The sequence below is a fragment of the Enorma sp. genome (genome assembly GCF_982429025.1).
This window is the reverse complement of sequence record NZ_CEWCAA010000016.1, coordinates 20,634-36,685: the sequence shown is the minus strand read 5'-3', so window position 1 is coordinate 36,685 and position 16,052 is coordinate 20,634. Positions and strand designations below refer to the sequence as shown.

The 16,052-nt window shown below is 62.1% G+C and carries 16 protein-coding genes; 4 read left to right on the top strand and 12 right to left on the bottom strand.

Features of this window, described 5'->3' with window-relative positions:
* Window positions 1-606: 606 nt before the first annotated feature.
* From AC1VS5_RS04400 to AC1VS5_RS04385, 4 genes are all read left to right on the top strand, one after another.
* Window positions 607-894, top strand: a complete 288-nt coding sequence (locus AC1VS5_RS04400; RefSeq protein WP_481217812.1) for a transposase — start codon at window positions 607-609, stop codon at window positions 892-894.
* A 35-nt stretch (window positions 895-929) separates the two neighbouring features.
* A complete protein-coding gene (locus AC1VS5_RS04395; protein WP_481217811.1) occupies window positions 930-1,805 on the top strand; it encodes an IS3 family transposase in 876 nt (291 codons plus the stop codon).
* 436 nt (window positions 1,806-2,241) lie between these two features.
* Window positions 2,242-2,373 (top strand): hypothetical protein, encoded by a 132-nt coding sequence (locus AC1VS5_RS04390; protein ID WP_022349111.1) that lies wholly within the window; start codon window positions 2,242-2,244, stop codon window positions 2,371-2,373.
* Between the two features lie 102 nt (window positions 2,374-2,475).
* Window positions 2,476-2,862, top strand: coding sequence for a helix-turn-helix domain-containing protein (locus AC1VS5_RS04385; protein WP_022349110.1), 387 nt, complete (start codon window positions 2,476-2,478; stop codon window positions 2,860-2,862).
* A 97-nt stretch (window positions 2,863-2,959) separates the two neighbouring features.
* Here the strand turns inward: AC1VS5_RS04385 and AC1VS5_RS04380 are convergent, their stop codons facing one another.
* From AC1VS5_RS04380 to phnC, 12 genes are all read right to left on the bottom strand, one after another.
* Window positions 2,960-4,369, bottom strand: a complete 1,410-nt coding sequence (locus tag AC1VS5_RS04380; protein ID WP_075575913.1) for an MFS transporter — start codon at window positions 4,367-4,369, stop codon at window positions 2,960-2,962.
* A 2-nt stretch (window positions 4,370-4,371) separates the two neighbouring features.
* A complete protein-coding gene (locus AC1VS5_RS04375) occupies window positions 4,372-4,899 on the bottom strand; it encodes a MarR family winged helix-turn-helix transcriptional regulator (protein WP_022349112.1) in 528 nt (175 codons plus the stop codon).
* Between the two features lie 608 nt (window positions 4,900-5,507).
* On the bottom strand, window positions 5,508-6,989 hold the full coding sequence (locus AC1VS5_RS04370; RefSeq protein WP_481217810.1) for an RNA-binding domain-containing protein: 1,482 nt from the start codon (window positions 6,987-6,989) through the stop codon (window positions 5,508-5,510).
* Window positions 6,990-7,248: 259 nt separating this feature from the next.
* Window positions 7,249-8,343, bottom strand: coding sequence for an LPO_1073/Vpar_1526 family protein (locus AC1VS5_RS04365; RefSeq protein ID WP_481217809.1), 1,095 nt, complete (start codon window positions 8,341-8,343; stop codon window positions 7,249-7,251).
* The gene (locus AC1VS5_RS04360) at window positions 8,333-8,518 is read right to left on the bottom strand and encodes a hypothetical protein (RefSeq protein ID WP_481217808.1); all 186 of its coding nucleotides are present in this window, start codon (window positions 8,516-8,518) and stop codon (window positions 8,333-8,335) included. Before AC1VS5_RS04360 ends, AC1VS5_RS04365 begins: the two co-directional genes overlap by 11 nt.
* A gap of 50 nt (window positions 8,519-8,568) precedes the next feature.
* Window positions 8,569-9,822, bottom strand: coding sequence for an ATP-binding protein (locus tag AC1VS5_RS04355; RefSeq protein WP_481217807.1), 1,254 nt, complete (start codon window positions 9,820-9,822; stop codon window positions 8,569-8,571).
* A gap of 103 nt (window positions 9,823-9,925) precedes the next feature.
* A complete protein-coding gene (gene guaA / locus AC1VS5_RS04350; RefSeq protein WP_481217806.1) occupies window positions 9,926-11,536 on the bottom strand; it encodes a glutamine-hydrolyzing GMP synthase in 1,611 nt (536 codons plus the stop codon).
* A 131-nt stretch (window positions 11,537-11,667) separates the two neighbouring features.
* Entirely contained in the window at window positions 11,668-12,390 is a 723-nt protein-coding gene (locus tag AC1VS5_RS04345) for a phosphatase (protein ID WP_019128967.1), read from the bottom strand.
* A gap of 102 nt (window positions 12,391-12,492) precedes the next feature.
* Window positions 12,493-13,434, bottom strand: coding sequence for a metallophosphoesterase family protein (locus tag AC1VS5_RS04340; protein ID WP_481217805.1), 942 nt, complete (start codon window positions 13,432-13,434; stop codon window positions 12,493-12,495).
* A gap of 245 nt (window positions 13,435-13,679) precedes the next feature.
* Window positions 13,680-14,489: a phosphonate ABC transporter, permease protein PhnE gene (gene phnE / locus AC1VS5_RS04335; RefSeq protein WP_019128965.1), complete on the bottom strand. Its 810-nt coding sequence runs from the start codon at window positions 14,487-14,489 to the stop codon at window positions 13,680-13,682.
* On the bottom strand, window positions 14,486-15,265 hold the full coding sequence (gene phnE / locus AC1VS5_RS04330) for a phosphonate ABC transporter, permease protein PhnE (RefSeq protein WP_276869034.1): 780 nt from the start codon (window positions 15,263-15,265) through the stop codon (window positions 14,486-14,488). Before phnE (AC1VS5_RS04330) ends, phnE (AC1VS5_RS04335) begins: the two co-directional genes overlap by 4 nt.
* Window positions 15,265-16,035 (bottom strand): phosphonate ABC transporter ATP-binding protein, encoded by a 771-nt coding sequence (phnC, locus tag AC1VS5_RS04325; protein WP_019128963.1) that lies wholly within the window; start codon window positions 16,033-16,035, stop codon window positions 15,265-15,267. The genes phnE (AC1VS5_RS04330) and phnC overlap by 1 nt, the downstream gene beginning before the upstream one ends.
* Window positions 16,036-16,052 lie beyond the last annotated feature (17 nt).

The following is a 16,052-nucleotide window of genomic DNA, read 5'->3' as shown; positions in this document are numbered from 1 at the left end:
GGAACGTGATGGGCGAGCTGAGCATGCACAGGGCCGCCGGGACCAAGCCGAACTTCAGCGACATAGCGAGGCGCCACGGCCTGGACCGGCACACCGTGGCCAAGTACTGGAAGGGGGGCGGCGAGGCGGGGGACCGCAGGTCCGACCGCGAGAGCGCCTTCGAGCGGGTGCGGGCGGTCGTCGAGGCGAAGGCCGTCCTGCCCGGGGCGACGAAGAAGGGGGTGCACGAGATGCTGCTGCACCCGCACAACGATCCGCCGCTGCCGTGTTACGGGGCGTTCACCGCGTGGTGCCGCAGGCAGGGGGGTCGCCTTCGGCTCCCCCTCCCCGGAGGCGCACCCACGCTTCGAGACGCCGCCGGGCCGCCAGCTGCAGTTCGACTGGAAGGAGGACGTCAGGCTCGCCGACGCGAACGGCGAGGTCTTCGAGTTCAACGCGTGGTCGGGCACGCTCGGGCACTCCCGCAGGCACCGCTTCATGCCCACGAGGACGAGGACCGCGGACGACCTGCTCGCGTGCCTGCTTGAATCTGAATCTGCCCCATTCCCGTTGACACACGGAGTTCCGTTTCGGCATGATGCCGTAAACGGGGAAAGGGGGCATAGGATGGGACATCCGTCGCCCAAATATCCGGCCGAGTTCAAGCAGCAGGCGGTGAGGCCGTACAGGGAGCGAGGCGGCACCTACGCCGAGATCGCGCGGGAGCTCGGAGTCGACGCCGGCAGCATATCGGACTGGGTCAAGAAGGCCGACACCGCCCAGGCGTCGCCCGAGGACAACCCCTTCAAGGTGGCCGAGGAGAACCGGCGCCTGCGCAGGGAGGTCGAGCGGCTCAGGCGCGAGAACGAGGTACTTTTAAAAGCGAGCGCCTTCTTCGCCAGCAGGCAGCTGTAGGCGCCCAGGCGGAGAGGGCGAAGTCCGCTTTCACATTGCTCGACGAGGGAGCCTGGAGCGCGTCCGAGATGTGCCGCGCGCTCCATGTCACCCGCCAGGGCTACCACGCGTGGAGGAAGAGGCGGCCGAGCGCGCACGACGAGAGGGGCGCCGAGCTCGCCGGGAAGACCTCGGAGATATACGCCGCCAGCCGCGGCATCTACGGGGCGCCGAAGGTCCTCGCCGAGCTCAAGAAGGCCGGCGAGTCCACGTCGCGCAAGCGCGCGGCGCGCATCGTGCGCGAGAACGGCTGGGCCGGCGCGGCGCGCGGCTGCGCCAAGCGGCCGAAGGGCGGGGCGAAGGCGGCCGCGCCGCAGGCCAACTCCGCCCCCGACCCGGTGCGCCGCGAGCTCTCGGCCGACGGCCCGAACAGGGCCCGGTTCGCCGACATCACCTACGTGCGCGCGCACCAGGGCTGGCCCTGCCTGGCCGTGGTGATGGACATATGGTCCGGGATGATCGTCGGCTGGTCGATGTCGGACCGGATGACGGCGGGGCTCGCCGACGACGCCCTCAGGATGGCGATAGCCCGCCGGCACCCGAAGGAAGGTCGCATCCACCACTCGGATCACGGCTCGCAGTACGTCTCGCTGCTGCTGGGCAAGACGATGCGCGAGGCCGGCATCGAGCCCTCGATGGGGTCGATATCCTCGCCGTGGGACAACGCCGCGATGGAGTCGCTCATGGGCCTCATCAAGGCGGAGTGCGTGCACGCGAGGACCTTCGAGATGCGCGAGCGGGCGGCGCTCGAGATCTTCGAGTACATAGAGCGCTTCTACAACAGGGTCAGGATCCACTCGGCTCTGGGCAATCTCAGCCCCGCGGAGTCCGAGGCGAGGAATATGGAGGGCGCCGTCAAGATGGCGGCGTAGGGGTGTAAACGGAATCGGGGTAGATTCGCGATGTTCTTCCGGGGCTTCGGCGGCACCGTCTCCTCGGCAGTGGTCGGGACGATGTGCGCCGCGAGCGGCCCGGGCGCACCCGGGGCGATGGGGACCGCGATCGCCGTCTCCGCCCTCGGCGCAGCGGCCTCCATCCTCCTGCCGCGCAAGGTCGATCGGAAGCGGTAGGCAGGGACACGGGCCGGGCGCGACGCAACCAGGCAGCAAAAGCCCTTATCTCTTCACGTTGTCATCATCCTTCGAGCCAGTGTCCGCAAAACGATGGCAGCATAGACCCAACGCCCCTCGGCTCCCACCCAGACGAGCAGCTGAAGGAACCCTCGGAAAAGACTCTTTGACCATCTTCTAAAAAACGGTCGATTGGCCAAGTGTTAACTTACAGCCAGCAGCCATGGGAAGGAACGGCATGGCGGGAGACAACCTGCATGAGGACGCCTTAGGCCGCGAGCGGAAGGATGCAATGCTCGGTGCCGAACGTGGCGTGTTCGAGCGCGGCGACTACAGAGCTGTAACCGGGCCCGATGCCGCGCTAGATTGACGAATTGCCAACCGTTGTTGGTTGCTCCTGCGCCGCTCACGCAGTTCCATGGTCTCGCGCCCAAGCGGCGCGGACCGCGAAAACCGACCGAAAGGAACGGCCATGAACTTCAACGACCGACTCATCGACCTCAGGAGGAAACGGGGCCTCTCGCAGGAGCAGCTAGGGTACGAACTCGGCGTCTCGAGGCAGACAGTGTCGAAATGGGAGCTCGGGCAGTCGTACCCCGACTTCCAGCGGCTCGTCCTGCTATCGGACTACTACGGGATCGGCCTGGACGAGCTCGTGCGGGGAATCGACGTGGGCGATGTGCGCGCCCTCAACGAGTCCGACAAGCAGATCTCCTCAATCTACGCGGACGTGAAGCGGGGCAAGGAGGCGGTGCTTCGGGCCTGGCGGGCTTTCCTCGTCGTCGGGGGTGTCGTCCTGGCGCTCTTCGCCCTGGTCGTGATCTATGGGGTGTCTCAGGGCAGCCTCTTCGCAGGGTAGCCGGGTCGAGGGGCGCGCATGACGACGGCGGGCGCGCTCCCGCCCGCCGCGCTCTTCTCGGCGCTTTGGAGGGCCCAGGGTCCGGCGGCAAGCCGGCCTATCGCACGGAACGCGTACGATTCTTGAAAGCGCCGAAGATTAGTGCCGCACAGACGGCTTCCGCCGCCGCAAAGACGACCACCAGCAGAAACGCCTGCTGGGTGCCCGCGGCCGTCGCGTTGGCCATGTGCGCAGGATCAATCGCCTGCGCGCTGGCGACGATCGTGGAGACGAACACCGTGCCGATCGCGCCCGCCAGCTGCTGCACCGTGTTGACGATCGCGTTTCCATCCGGGTTATGCTCGATGGGCAGGTGCGCCAGGCCGTTTGTCATGTTACCCGGCAGGTTCGCCCCCTTTCCCAACGAGTAGAGCACGAAGAAGAGAACGATGAGCGGCCCGGTAAGCGTGGGCGCGAACGCGAAGAACAGGATTGTGGACGCGAGCGTGACCACGCACCCGCCGATAATCGAAAGCCCTGCGCCAAAGCGATCGTAGACGATGCCCGAAAGCGGCGCCTGAAGGGCGCCCGCGATGCATCCGGGCACCAGCAGGCAGCCCGCGGTAAACGCATCGATGCCAAGCGACAGCTGCGCGTAGTTGGGGATGAGGAACGCAAGCCCCAGTGTGCAGAACTGCACGAGGAGGATACCCGCGACCGAAAGGGCAAACACCGGGTCGCGCAGCACGCGCACATTGAGCAGGGCACCCGGCGTGGCAAGGGAGTGCCGGCAGAACAGCGCGATCGCGGCAGCTGCCACGACGAACAGGCCGAGCACAGACGGGCTCGCCCATCCGGCTGACGAGGCGCTGTTCGCGGCAAAGATGAAGCTGGCAAACCCGACAGCGAGCATGATGAGGCCGCAGACGTCGAGCGACGGGCGCCCCGACGTCGTCGACTGCCGAATGCAGGCGGCGCCCAGGGCAAACGACGCAGCCACCAGCGGCACGAGCACCCAGAACACCGCGCGCCAGCTTAGGACGCTCACGAGAAAGCCGCCGAGCGACGGGCCGATGGCGGGCGCCGTCGAGGTGATGAAGTTGGCGATACCGATCATAAGCCCCATGTTCTTGCGCGGCACCTGCTCCAAGATGATGTTGAACATGAGGGGCAGCGCTACGCCCGTGCCCACGCCCTGCACCAAGCGTCCGGCGAGCAGCACCGGAAAGACGGGAGCCAGCGCCGCCGTCAGCGTTCCCGCCAGAAAGCAGGAGGCTCCCGCCACGAATAGCGCGCGCATGGTAAAGCGCCGACGCAGATACGAAGACATGGGGATGATGACCGACAGCACGAGCAGATAGCCCGTGGTAATCCACTGAACCGTCGCGGTATCGATGCCGAACTCCCGCATGAGAGACGGAAAGGTCACGTTCATAGAGCTCTCGACCACCACGCCCGAAAAGGACATGATGCCCGCCGCAATCACGGACGCGACGACGCGCCGCGGCAGCTTCCGGCTATCATCCACTCCTACTCCTCCGCACTTCCGCACGCCGCGGCCTTACGGCCCAAGCGCTCGTTCTGCCAGCGTGTGAGGTCGGCCTCCCCTACAACCTCAAGCAGCCGCTTGACAGTCCGAACCGTCACCTCGATGTCATGTTCGGTCACGCCCGCCTCGCCAAGAAGCAGGGCGGTGTACTCGTAGACCTCCTCGTACCAAACGCGATGCGTAGCGAGACCGTGTTCGGTCAGCTCAACCAACACCTCGCGGCCGTCCGTGGGGCTGGCAGACTTGTGCAGGTAACCATCCCGCTCGAGGTCGCACACCATGCGCGTCACGCCGGGACGCGTGGCGCCCATATCGTCCGCGATGTCGCTCACGCGCACGGCGCGGCGCCTCGATGCATCTTCCTTGGCGTAGCCGCCCAGCTCATAGAGCGTGTCGAGCACGCGCGTCCTCCCGTTGGTGAGGTCAGGCGGCAGCTGCGGCATCATGCCGTCGATGCGACGCGCGCGCCGCAGCGTATCCATCAGCATCTTGAATGAGCGCCCGTTCATTTCTGTTCCTTCCGTCTCAAAAAATAATTATCTATAGTAATTATCTTGAGTAATTATATACGGACGCACATAGGATGCGCCGACGAAGAAGTCTAGAACGGCAGACAGTTCGATCGGTTCCTATCGGTCGGCCTTGCGACGAGCGATCACTCGCCTCATGTGTTCAAACTGTCGCATGGCGAAGCCGGATTTCCCAACGAGGCCGGCGCAAGCATCCATCACAGATCGCCCTTGGCGCTCATCGCGCCACCTTCGGTCATTGGCTTAACCTTTTCCATGGCGGTTCCCGCGACCACAGAAGCGCACGCTGCTACCGTCAGTCCAAATGCACCTCACTTCGGCAGCCTTGCGCCCCCACAGCCATCGGTGAGGGAGGTTTTTGCAGTGGATTGTTTATAACCCACTTACTTCTGCTCGGTAATCAAACCGCGCATTTCCATGTTCTCTCGTCTGCGTGGTGTACCGTCGTCTCACCATTAAACGATGTCGAGCGCATTTCGCGTGTCCGAATTGAACTCAAAATGAACTCAACGCCCCTCTGCCAGACGGCGTTTTCCGACGGCAACCCGCATGCCGCGGAAAAACAGGCGTCTCTAGCAAGATAGCGCTCAGCAATCGCCACCGAGGCTGTCGGCCGAGTTGCCGCTCCGATAGGTCGTAGACCTGCCGCGTGGGGCACAAACAAGCTTGCCCTCCTTCACCATGTCGGAAAGATAGCGCCTCACCGTCCTCTCGCCCACACTCGTGACCTGCTCGCTAACGGCCGATGCGGGGAAAGACCCGTAGCGGGCAATGAGGTTATCGACCGCGCTCTCGACCTCCGCGCGCGTGCGGCTCCTTCTTGACCCACCAACGGCTCCGCTTCTCTCGGTCCCCTTCGCGGCTTCGCGATCGCCCCCGCTCCCCACCATGCTCGCCATGACAGGCGGCACCGGCACGAACGCGGTAAACCGATCGCCGTCCTCCAAGACAGGGTCCTTCCCTGTGTAGAGCCTCGAGAACTTGTAGAGGTTCCTCGTCCCGCTCCCCAGCTCCTCAGAACGCCCCATCTGCGTGAAGAAGTTGGCGATGATGGGGTTCTTGGGCGTTGGGTCGAGGCTCTCGAGCGTCACGGGGCCGGCGAAGAGCGCGCGGCTCGCGTTGCTCGTGCGGATGCCCTCCCTATCGATGGTGATGCGGGCGATGTGCGGGCTGACGAACTCCCGGTGGATGAGGCAGTTGCACACGAGCTCGCGGACGATGACGTCGCGCGCGCTCTTGCGCTGCCCCCCGTCGAGCACGAAGGAATCCGGCAGCCACTTCTCGCAGAAGCCGACGAGCTCGTCGTACGCCCTGACGAGGTTGCTCCTGCAGACGAGGCGATCGTCGTAGCGGTCGGTCTCGACACGACGAAGGACCGCGTCGGTCCGATAGAGCGGCATGACGTCGAGGATCGTGTCCTCCTTCCCCAGCAGCGCGACGGCGGCGAGGTTGAATCCCCGCTCCCCCGTCAGCTGGTCGCGCCCGTAGAGACGGGCGGCACGGAGGAGCTCGCCGTCAGAGAGGGAGAGCCACGGGTGGTCGGCGTCGTTCGCACGCAGCGCATCTCGGACTGCGCCAAGAAGGCCCATCTCAAGATCATCCTCGGTCACCCAGGAGTACACGGTCCGCTCCGAGTAGTAGCCCTGCTTGCGGGCCATCATCGAGGTAATCTGGGCATCGCTTTTCACGCGCACGTCGGCATCCGCCACGCGGTCGTACACGACCCCCTTGAACGTGTAGAGGGACGGTCCCATGGGAACCCAAACCCGTATGACGAGCCTGCCTTCAGAATCGTGCAGCCTTTCGAACTCAACCAGCGGCGATACGTTGAACAGGTTCGGGTTGCTCGTGACGTTGGAAATGTTCCGCTCGATGTTGAGCGCCGATGCCTCGGGGACGCCCTCCACGGCGCCATCGTCGCGGACGCCGAGGAGTATGCTGCCGCCCTGCCGGTTGGCGAACGAGCAGATGGTCTCGAACGTGTCCTGGCCCGGCTGAGACCCGCAGCGCTTGAACTCGATGCTTATGCCCTCGCCTGCCTGGATGTACCCGTCAAGCGCATCACCCATCGGTGCCTCCGTCTCATTCTGGACATTATTCTGGACATGTTATCGCTCTTGTCCAGATTATGTCCAGAAAAGTGTCCTGGATAGATGCTGCATAGGCGCTCGTTCCACAGTCACTCAAAATGCGAAAAATGAAATCCCTAAATGCTGCTCAATTTCTGAAATATTTGATATTAGCATCATGGGCATGCCTAATATCATTTGCATTTTGACCTGTGGCTATCTCCGAAAGAAAACTTTTGTTTACAGGACTATCCGATGATCAAATCTCCAAATCGGGCAACGTAGAATCAATCCTTCTTGCGTTGGCGTTGGCAAGGGCCTTGCCAACAATGGTAAGTCTAGGCGCCGACGGAATGCTGTTCCACCAGTCCTGTACCGTCAATATATTTGGATAGCCCTCAAACTTCCGTTCAAGCGCGGCCTTCATTTCTTGTTCGTGCTCCGTGACGCTCATCTGACCAAACAATTTATCAAGAACAGAAATTTGTTCGGGATTCAGCGGTACACTGTTTGGCGAACCACCACCTTGCTCGGTAATGACAATATTGTCGATGGCACCGCGGTTGGGAACCCTGAGCCTTACGTAACCATCATGCAACTCATGATTGAGCAAGACGTCTATAGGAATATGAGCTTCAAAAAGTGAGCGAACGGCCTTATCAAACTGCTCTGAATCTTTTTCTAAGCCCCAAACAACATAGCCATCAATAGCTTTGGAGTAATATTCGGCAAGCTTTTTCAAACTGCCGAATGGAGAGACTCGCAAGGCGTCGTGAATGTCTAGATTGTCAATCCATGCTCCCCCATTTGGAAGTTCGCGAATTGGCAGCTTTCCATATAAACAATCAAGCGCGGCTAGCCCCTCATCCACAATTCCTGACGTAGGCCCGTACTGATTAACTGCAAAAAGAACGGTTAATCCATTCAGCTCCTCATCTGTGATTAAGTCAACGATCTCAATGGCCTTATTAATTCCAGCCGCCACATGACGATTGTGTGGCTCCTCGAACCGGCGGCCAAGCAATTCAGAAAGCAGCTCTTTATCCTTATTATCGGTTGACCTGGTGGCTACACAAGCCGCCCTCCCAAAGGAATCGACACAGGAAGGTTCCGTTAATGCATTAAGCAAATCTGGCCTGCGAGCAAATAATCCTAAAACCTCTGTTTTAAATTCACTAATCCTCTGTTCGGCGACAAGTCGTGATTCAAGAACACAGTTTGCAAGCGCCTGAGAGCAGCGTTCCTCGATTATCTCCGAAACCCTATTCTCATTAATTCCAAAGTATTGATTTACGGTTTCCGCCTGTACCTGATTTGAGTTAGCGCCTGCCTTCTGAATTGCCCTATCGCTCATTTGAAACACCGACCTGAGTCTGAACGGCGTTGTTTCCCGCATTCTGTTTCTGAGTTACAGATCTCTTCCCAGCGTTATAGCTGATAGGAATACTTATAGCCGAGGTAAGTAAAGCCCCAACAATCACTCCAACAATCTGCGAACCAATGCCATCGAAAATAACATTCCAATCCATCTTTCTTCCATCCTTCTTGACGAAATTCCACTGATTCGGCGGCTCACATCTTAAGGTAAGCTCGCCCGCACCAACCTGAACGTCCGCCCCTCCCCAATCAGCTCCGTCACGTTCTCGTGCACGATGCCGCCGCGACGCTGGATGGGGTCGCTGCGCGTGATGACGAACTTGGGCCAGTTGTCCCTTATCTGCTCAAGCGGGCGGTACTCGCGGTCCTCGGTCGAGTGGTCGCTCATGATGGTCATCGCCACCTGCACGTAGGCGTACTCCATCTCGGGCGAGCGCATGACGAAGTCACACTCGAGCTTGCCAATACGTCCCACGCTCACCTCGTAGCCCAGGCTCCTCGCGTAGCAATAGACGATGTTCTCCAGCACCGGCCCGTAGTTGATACGATTGTCGGTGTTGAGCGCGAAGTAGAAGCTCAGGTCGGCGAGGTAGTACTTCTGCTCGCCCTTGAGCGACTTGCGCGACTTCATGTCGAAGCGCGTGCATCTGCTGATGATCTTGGCGTCCTCGAGTATCTGGAGGTAGCGGTTAAGCGTCTCACGCTTGATGCGAACACCCTGCCGTTCGAGGTCGGATTGGATGTTCGTCAGCGAGGTTGTTGCACCGAAGTTGTTGATGACGTAGTCGCGCACCTGGTTGAAGACCGAGACGTTCTTCACCTTCACGCGCCTGCGGATATCCTTCTCGAAGATCTCCTTGATAACTGAGCTCACGTAGGCGCGTTTGTCCGCCATCTTGGGGTAATCGAGCGCCTTGGGGAAGCCGCCCTCGAGGATGTAGCGGTCGAGCTCGGCCACGGGGCTGGGGTCGACCGCCTGCCCTAGAAAGCGCTTCATCTCGCGGTACTCCTTAAAGCTGAGCGTCTGCACCTCGAACTCGACGTAGCGCCCCGTCAGCTTGGTTGCGAGCTCGCCGGATAGCAGGTAGGAGTTCGATCCGGTGATGAAGATGGAAAATCCGCCCTCGGCGCGGAACTCGTTCACCACCTCCTCGAACCCCTCGACGTTCTGCACCTCGTCGATGAAGAGGTACTTCATGCCGCGGGTCTTGAGCGCGGGCTCGATCAGCGCCTCGAGTTGGTCCGGCGTCTTCACCGAGCGGAAGCCGTACCGGTCGAGGTCGAGGTAGATGATGTGGTCCTCCTGCACGCCCGCAGCCCTGAGCTCCCCGGCTATGGTCTGCATGAGGCACGACTTGCCGCACCGGCGGACGCCGGTGAGCACCTTGATCACGCCGTCGTCGTGGTAGAACCCGCGGATCTTCTCGAGGTAGTCCCCGCGCTCGAACAAACGCATACTGGCCCCAATCTCCCGACTGGGGCCAGTATAGCAAATATCAGATTTATTGGGGTATTTTTGTTAGAATCGACGATTTATACCCCCATAACTGACGAATTTCCTACTCCCACTCGATCGTCGCGGGAGGCTTCGACGTAATGTCATACGCGACGCGGTTCACGCCCGGCACCTCCGCCACGATGCGGCCGGAAATCCGCGCCAGAACATCGTACGGCAGCTTCGCCCAGTCCGCAGTCATGGCGTCGCTCGACTCCACGGCGCGCAAGATCACAGGCCGCGCGTAAGTACGCTCGTCGCCCATCACACCAACCGACCGGATGTCCGGCAGCACGCAGAAGTACTGCCAGCAGCTATGCTCGCTGTTGCGCTCGCCCGTCTCCTCGAACAGACGCTGGTTATACACGTCGAGCTCCTCGCGCACGATCGCGTCGGCGTCCTTCAGGATGCTGAGCTTCTCGGGATCCACGGCACCGATGATGCGAATCGCCAGGCCCGGCCCCGGGAAGGGCTGACGGTACACGATGTGCTCCGGCAGACCCAGCGCCAGACCAAGCTCACGCACCTCGTCCTTGAAGAAGTGGTCCAAGGGCTCGATCAGGTCGAAATGCACACCCTCAGGGAACGGGATCAGGTTGTGGTGGCTCTTGATGGTCGACGCCTTGCCGCCCGTCTTGCGCGCGCCGCTCTCGATGATGTCAGGATAGATGGTGCCCTGTGCCAGGTACTTCACCGGGCGCCCGTCCTCCTCGAGCTGCTTCGCCACGGCAAAGAACTCATTCCAGAACTGCGTGCCGATGATGCGGCGCTTCTGCTCGGGATCGGTCACGCCGGCCAAGAGCTCAGCATAGCGGTCCTCGGCATGCACGTGGATGAAGTCCACATCGAACTGCTTGGTGAAGACCTCCTCCACCTGCTCGGGCTCGCCCTTACGCAAAAGCCCGTGATTCACGAACACGCAGGTCATCTGCTTGCCGATGGCGCGCGCGCCGAGCGCCGCCACCACGGAGGAGTCCACGCCGCCGGAAAGCGCCAAGATCACGCGATCCTCGCCCACCTGCTCGCGAATCTCGGCCACCTTCTGCTCGGCCAGATTGTCCATGGTCCAGTCCTCAACCAAACCGCAGACACCGAACAGGAAGTTCTTGAGAATCTGCTGGCCATGCTCCGTATGGCGCACCTCGGGGTGGAACTGCGTGGAATAGAGCTTCCTCTCGGGGCACTCCATCGCCGCCACGGGGCACACATCGGTCCTGCCCGTCACGACGAAACCCTCCGGAACGCGGCTCACCGCGTCGCGATGGCTCATCCATACGGTCTGCTCCATGGGCGTACCCTTGAAGAGCGCAGACTCGTTATCGCAGGCGAGCGTCGCCGGCCCGTATTCGCCCACCTCTGAATGAGCGACCTCACCGCCGAGCGTCACCGCCATGATCTGATGGCCATAGCAGAATCCCAGCACCGGAACACCCAGCTCGAAGATGCCGGCATCGATGGAAGGAGCATCTTCGGCATACACGCTTGCCGGGCCGCCGGAAAGGATGATGGCCGAGGGAGCCATCTCGGCAACCTCCGCCGCGGAGATATCGCACGGCACAATTTCCGAATACACATGCAAATCGCGCACGCGCCGAGCGATGAGCTGCCCGTACTGCGCGCCGAAATCGAACACCAACACCTTCTGATTGGATTGGTCGAACCCGTTCTGAGCCACAGGCTGTCCTTTCTCGCAGAGGTCGGGCACCCGCCCGTACGCGCCATCATGCGCGCCTTTCGCATACCCATCCATCATACACGTTGCCCGAGCCACCCCAAGACGGCATACGACCGTTCCAGAAAAGGCCCCTACGCCCGCCGCGATTCCTCCAGCAGCCGCTCGTACTTCTCGAGCGAGGTATTGGCCACAAGCTCCTCCGGGAACCCCGTGTCTTCAAGAGCGGCCAGCGCCTCCCCAAACTGCCCCACACCGCTCGTGTGGTGCGCATCGGTGCCCACCACCACGGGGGTCTCGTACCGCATGCAGAGGCGGAGAATCTCGCGGATGTTCTCCGCCGTGTTCAGGCGGTACGGAACGGTGCGCACCGAGGAATTGTTGACCTCGATGAGCACGTGGTTCTCTTTGGCCGCCCGCACGAACCGCTCGAAATCAATGGGAATGAACCCGTCGTCCGGGTGCCCGATGATGTTCACGTACGGGTTCTCCATGGCGCGCAGGTACGCACGGGTATTCTCCTCGCAGGTACCCGCCTTGGTGCACATAGTATGGAAGCTCGCGATCACCACGTGCTGGCGAGCCAGGATGTCTTCGGGCATATCGACGCGGCCGTCGAAATCCATGATGTTGAGCTCCACGCCGTAGAACATGCGCACACCCGAGAGTTCGCGCGGCAACTTGCCGTACCCCATGAAATGGAGCATGGGCGTCCAGTTGATGAGTTCGGGCGCGTGGTCGGTGATGGCCAAGCCTTCGAGCCCCGCGCGCGCGGCGGCAGCGGCCATCTCGTCCACGGTAGAAAAACCGTCGGGGCTTGCAAGCGTATGGGTATGGGAATCGACAACGAGCTGCATGGAAACTCCTTTACTAAACGATGGCGGCGCGCCATGAAGCGCGGCCAAGCGAAGCGCTCGGATCGAGGCCGCCGCGCAGGCATCCGGAACGCGGCGACCGCGCTACCCGAGCAGCATGTCGCCGAGCACCTCGCCACCATCATACGTCACCGCGCAGGCACGCACGATGCGGCGATCCCGCACATCGTACACGTTGTATCCGCTCAGTCGCCGGAAGCGCACCGCGCGCACGGGCGCCCCGCCCGCCGGGTGTACGTCGCACGGATCTGCCTGAAACGAGGTGGCATCGGCGGTATGGTACTCCACGCCTTCGTAGACACGGTGCGCCTGATGGTGCGTGTGCCCGTTGAGTACCGCGACACCCGGGCGCCTGAGCAGCTCGAGGAGCTCCACCGCACCGGGCAATGCCGGCATATCCGTCTGGCTCGGGTCCACATGATGGTGCGTGCAAACGAGGGCCATCTGCCCCCGCGACGCCGCCGTCTCGAGCCCCCCGCGAAGCCACGCCAGGCGCTCAGCGTCAACATAGCCGTCCGCATGCCCAGGCTCGCTCGTATCGAACGAGATGAGGCGCACGTCCGCAACTTCTTGTGCATAGAGCAGCAGCTCTCCGCCCAAGCCGGGCAACGCCTCCGGCCACCCCGCACGGAGCGCCGCGCGGTCATCGTGGTTGCCCGGTGTCACGATGCAGGGCACCACGGCACCCAAGACCTCGCGGCATACACGATGAACGGCCTCGCCCACCGCACGATACGCCGCCACACCGCCGCGCTCCACGAAGTCGCCCGTCAGCACGATGGCGCCAACACGCTCGCCCGCGTCGTCCGCGGCCAGGCCCTCGCGCAGGCACGCCTCGAATGCAGGAAGCGCGTCGCCCAAGCGGTCAACCATAGCGGGGTAGAACTCCGCCGCGGGCAACGAGAGCGGGCGGTCGCCCACCTCGGCAACCGCCCCATGCGCGTTATCACCGCAGCCGTCCGCTCCCCTACAAGCATCCTTCGCCCCAAGCGAATAATGAATGTCCGACAGATGCAAAACGCGCATGAACCACCTCGCTATACCCTAGGAAAACGCTGATGTATCTACCAGAGCCGGCCGCAATTGCAGTTTTTGGGCACTTGCCCGCACGAGCCTCGGGTAGAACCGCAACAACCCAGAGGTCGTCGGCCCCCTGAGCTGCGCTTTCTTCTGCTGGCTACCTTCTTGTACTTGCCCGTGACGCCCAGAAGTGCCCAAAAGTTGCAATCGCGAACGTGAGGGCACCGCCGGGGCCAAGTATCAACGGTTCTCTAGCGCAACCGCTTGCGGATGGCTCCGCCCAAAAGGTCGATCGCGAACACGGCCACCACCACGCCGATGAGGATGATGCTCACCGTTGCCCAGTTGCGCGCCTGAATGGCAAAGATGAGGGGTGCGCCGATGCCGCCGGCGCCCACCAGGCCAAGCGTGGACGCAGAACGGACCGCGATCTCAAAGTGGTTGAGCGAAAGCGACGAGAAGATGGGCATGAGCTGCGGCAGGCGCGCGTAGAAAAGCGACTGCCAGAAGTTGCCGCCCACCGCGCGCACGGCCTCAACGGGCGCCTCGTCCATAGCCTCGATCTGCTCGGTAAAGAGCTTGCCGAGCATGCCGATCTGATGCACGCCGATGGCGAGCGCACCGGCAAACGGACCGGGCCCCACCACGCGCACGAAGATGATGGCATACACAAGCTCGGGGAACGCGCGCAGCACATTGCACACGAACTTGCCCACACGCGGCACCACAGGGTTGTGCCAAAGGGTGCGCGAGCTCACGAGCGCAAAGGGGATGGCGAGCACCGTCGCGATCGCCGTGCCCAGAAACGCGATGCCTATGGTGAGCAAAAGAAGGCTAATCAGGTCCTCGCCGGAGCCGTCGTAGACATACCCCCAATCAGGGCTGAGCAACCCGCGAAGCGCCTCGAGTGCGAGCGAGGGGTTGAAGGTCGCGAGCCCGGAATAGTCGAGCCCGATTGCAGACCAGGCCACCACGGCCACCACCACGACCGAGATCGCGATGGTACGCGCGCGCTCGGATGCAAACAGCCCGCGGCGCGCGGGCGCAGTCGTCTCACTCATGCGAGCCTCCTTCTCACCGCTTCGCTCAGAAAGTCAACCACGGCAACCACGACGAAGATCATAAGAATGATCACCGACACGCGGTCGTAGCGCAAAAGTCCGAGCGACGAGTTCAAGATAACGCCGATGCCGCCGGCGCCCACATAGCCCAGCACCGTCGAGGCGCGCACGTTAATCTCGAACGCATAGAACAGATAGCTTGCGAGCTGGCTCATGACCTGGGGGGCAATCGACCAGAACGCAATCTGCACGCGCGTGGCACCCACGGCCTCCGCGGCCTCGATGGGACCCTCGTCCACCGTCTCGATGGTCTCGAAGATGAGCTGCGAGACCACGCCGAGCGTGAAGACGGCGATGGTAATCACACCGGAGAACTCACCGATTCCCACGATCGCCACGGTAAGCGCGGCAAGCAACAGGTTTGGAATGGTGCGAACGACATCGAGAATGAAGCGGAAGATGGCCGTGACCACCTGGTTGCGCGTCACCACGGTCGTGGCGAGAAACGCCAGCGGCACCGCGACCGCAAAGCCGATCACCGTGCCCAGGACAGACATCTTGATGGTGCGGATCATCGGGTCGATGAGCGTGGGGATGTAGGAGAAGTCCGGCTGCATGAAGCGCTCGAGGAATGCGGTGACCTGTGGACCGCCCTGGATGACCTCAGCAAAGTCTGCATCGGTCACCGTTACGCTCGCGACCACGCACGCGACGAGCACCAGCACCACGAACAGGTTCTTGTACCAGTCGAAATGTACGGTCTCGGAGATCTTCATCAGGCGGCCGCCCCCTTCGCCTCGCGCTCGGCAGCATCCTTGTCGTAAATCTCGGCGAGGCGCTCCTCGGTGAGCTCGTCGGGCGTGCCGTCGAACACAAGCCGCCCGGCGCGCAACGCGATGATGCGGGTAGAGAACTGACGGGCCAGCTCGACCGAGTGGATGTTCACCACGACGGTCTTGCCCTCCTCTTTGTTGATGCGCTCCAGGTCCTTAAGAACGGTCTGCGTAGTTACCGGGTCGAGCGAGGCCACCGGCTCGTCGGCGAGGATGATGTCGGCTCGCTGCACGAGCGCACGGGCGATGGAGACGCGCTGCTGCTGGCCGCCGGAGAGCTCATCCGAGCGCGAGTGCAGCTTGTCGAGGAGGCCGACGGTAGCGAGCGCCTTCTCGGTGTTCTTGTAGTCCTCTTCGGTAAAGAGCCCGAAGATGCTCTTGAAGGTGGAGTAATAGCCTAAGCGTCCGGAGAGCACATTCTTCTGCACCGTCGAGCGCTTCACCAGGTTGAAGCTCTGCGAAATCATGCCGATCCGACGGCGAATGCGCCGGAGCTCGCGCTTGTCGGCGCGCGTGATGGAGGTGCCGTCGACGACGACCTCGCCCTCCGTCACGTCATTCAGGCGGTTGATGGAGCGTAGAAGCGTCGACTTGCCCGCACCGGAAAGGCCGATGATGGAGACGAACTCGCCGTCGCCGATCGTCAGCTGGATATGGTCCAGGCCGCGCGTACCGTTGCCGTACACCTTGGACACGTCTTTGAATTCGATCATAGTTCCCCTCTTCATGG

Excerpts from the sequence above, each read along its gene's own strand:
- AC1VS5_RS04400 (WP_481217812.1), top strand. The coding sequence starts at position 607 with ATGGGACATCCGTCGCCCAAATATCCGGCCGAGTTCAAGCAGCAGGCG.
- AC1VS5_RS04390 (WP_022349111.1), top strand. The coding sequence starts at position 2,242 with ATGGCGGGAGACAACCTGCATGAGGACGCCTTAGGCCGCGAGCGGAAG.
- AC1VS5_RS04385 (WP_022349110.1), top strand. The coding sequence starts at position 2,476 with ATGAACTTCAACGACCGACTCATCGACCTCAGGAGGAAACGGGGCCTC.
- AC1VS5_RS04375 (WP_022349112.1), bottom strand. The coding sequence starts at position 4,899 with ATGAACGGGCGCTCATTCAAGATGCTGATGGATACGCTGCGGCGCGCG.
- AC1VS5_RS04370 (WP_481217810.1), bottom strand. The coding sequence starts at position 6,989 with ATGGGTGATGCGCTTGACGGGTACATCCAGGCAGGCGAGGGCATAAGC.
- AC1VS5_RS04365 (WP_481217809.1), bottom strand. The coding sequence starts at position 8,343 with ATGAGCGATAGGGCAATTCAGAAGGCAGGCGCTAACTCAAATCAGGTA.
- AC1VS5_RS04360 (WP_481217808.1), bottom strand. The coding sequence starts at position 8,518 with ATGGATTGGAATGTTATTTTCGATGGCATTGGTTCGCAGATTGTTGGA.
- AC1VS5_RS04355 (WP_481217807.1), bottom strand. The coding sequence starts at position 9,822 with ATGCGTTTGTTCGAGCGCGGGGACTACCTCGAGAAGATCCGCGGGTTC.
- AC1VS5_RS04345 (WP_019128967.1), bottom strand. The coding sequence starts at position 12,390 with ATGCAGCTCGTTGTCGATTCCCATACCCATACGCTTGCAAGCCCCGAC.
- AC1VS5_RS04340 (WP_481217805.1), bottom strand. The coding sequence starts at position 13,434 with ATGCGCGTTTTGCATCTGTCGGACATTCATTATTCGCTTGGGGCGAAG.
- phnE (WP_019128965.1), bottom strand. The coding sequence starts at position 14,489 with ATGAGTGAGACGACTGCGCCCGCGCGCCGCGGGCTGTTTGCATCCGAG.
- phnE (WP_276869034.1), bottom strand. The coding sequence starts at position 15,265 with ATGAAGATCTCCGAGACCGTACATTTCGACTGGTACAAGAACCTGTTC.
- phnC (WP_019128963.1), bottom strand. The coding sequence starts at position 16,035 with ATGATCGAATTCAAAGACGTGTCCAAGGTGTACGGCAACGGTACGCGC.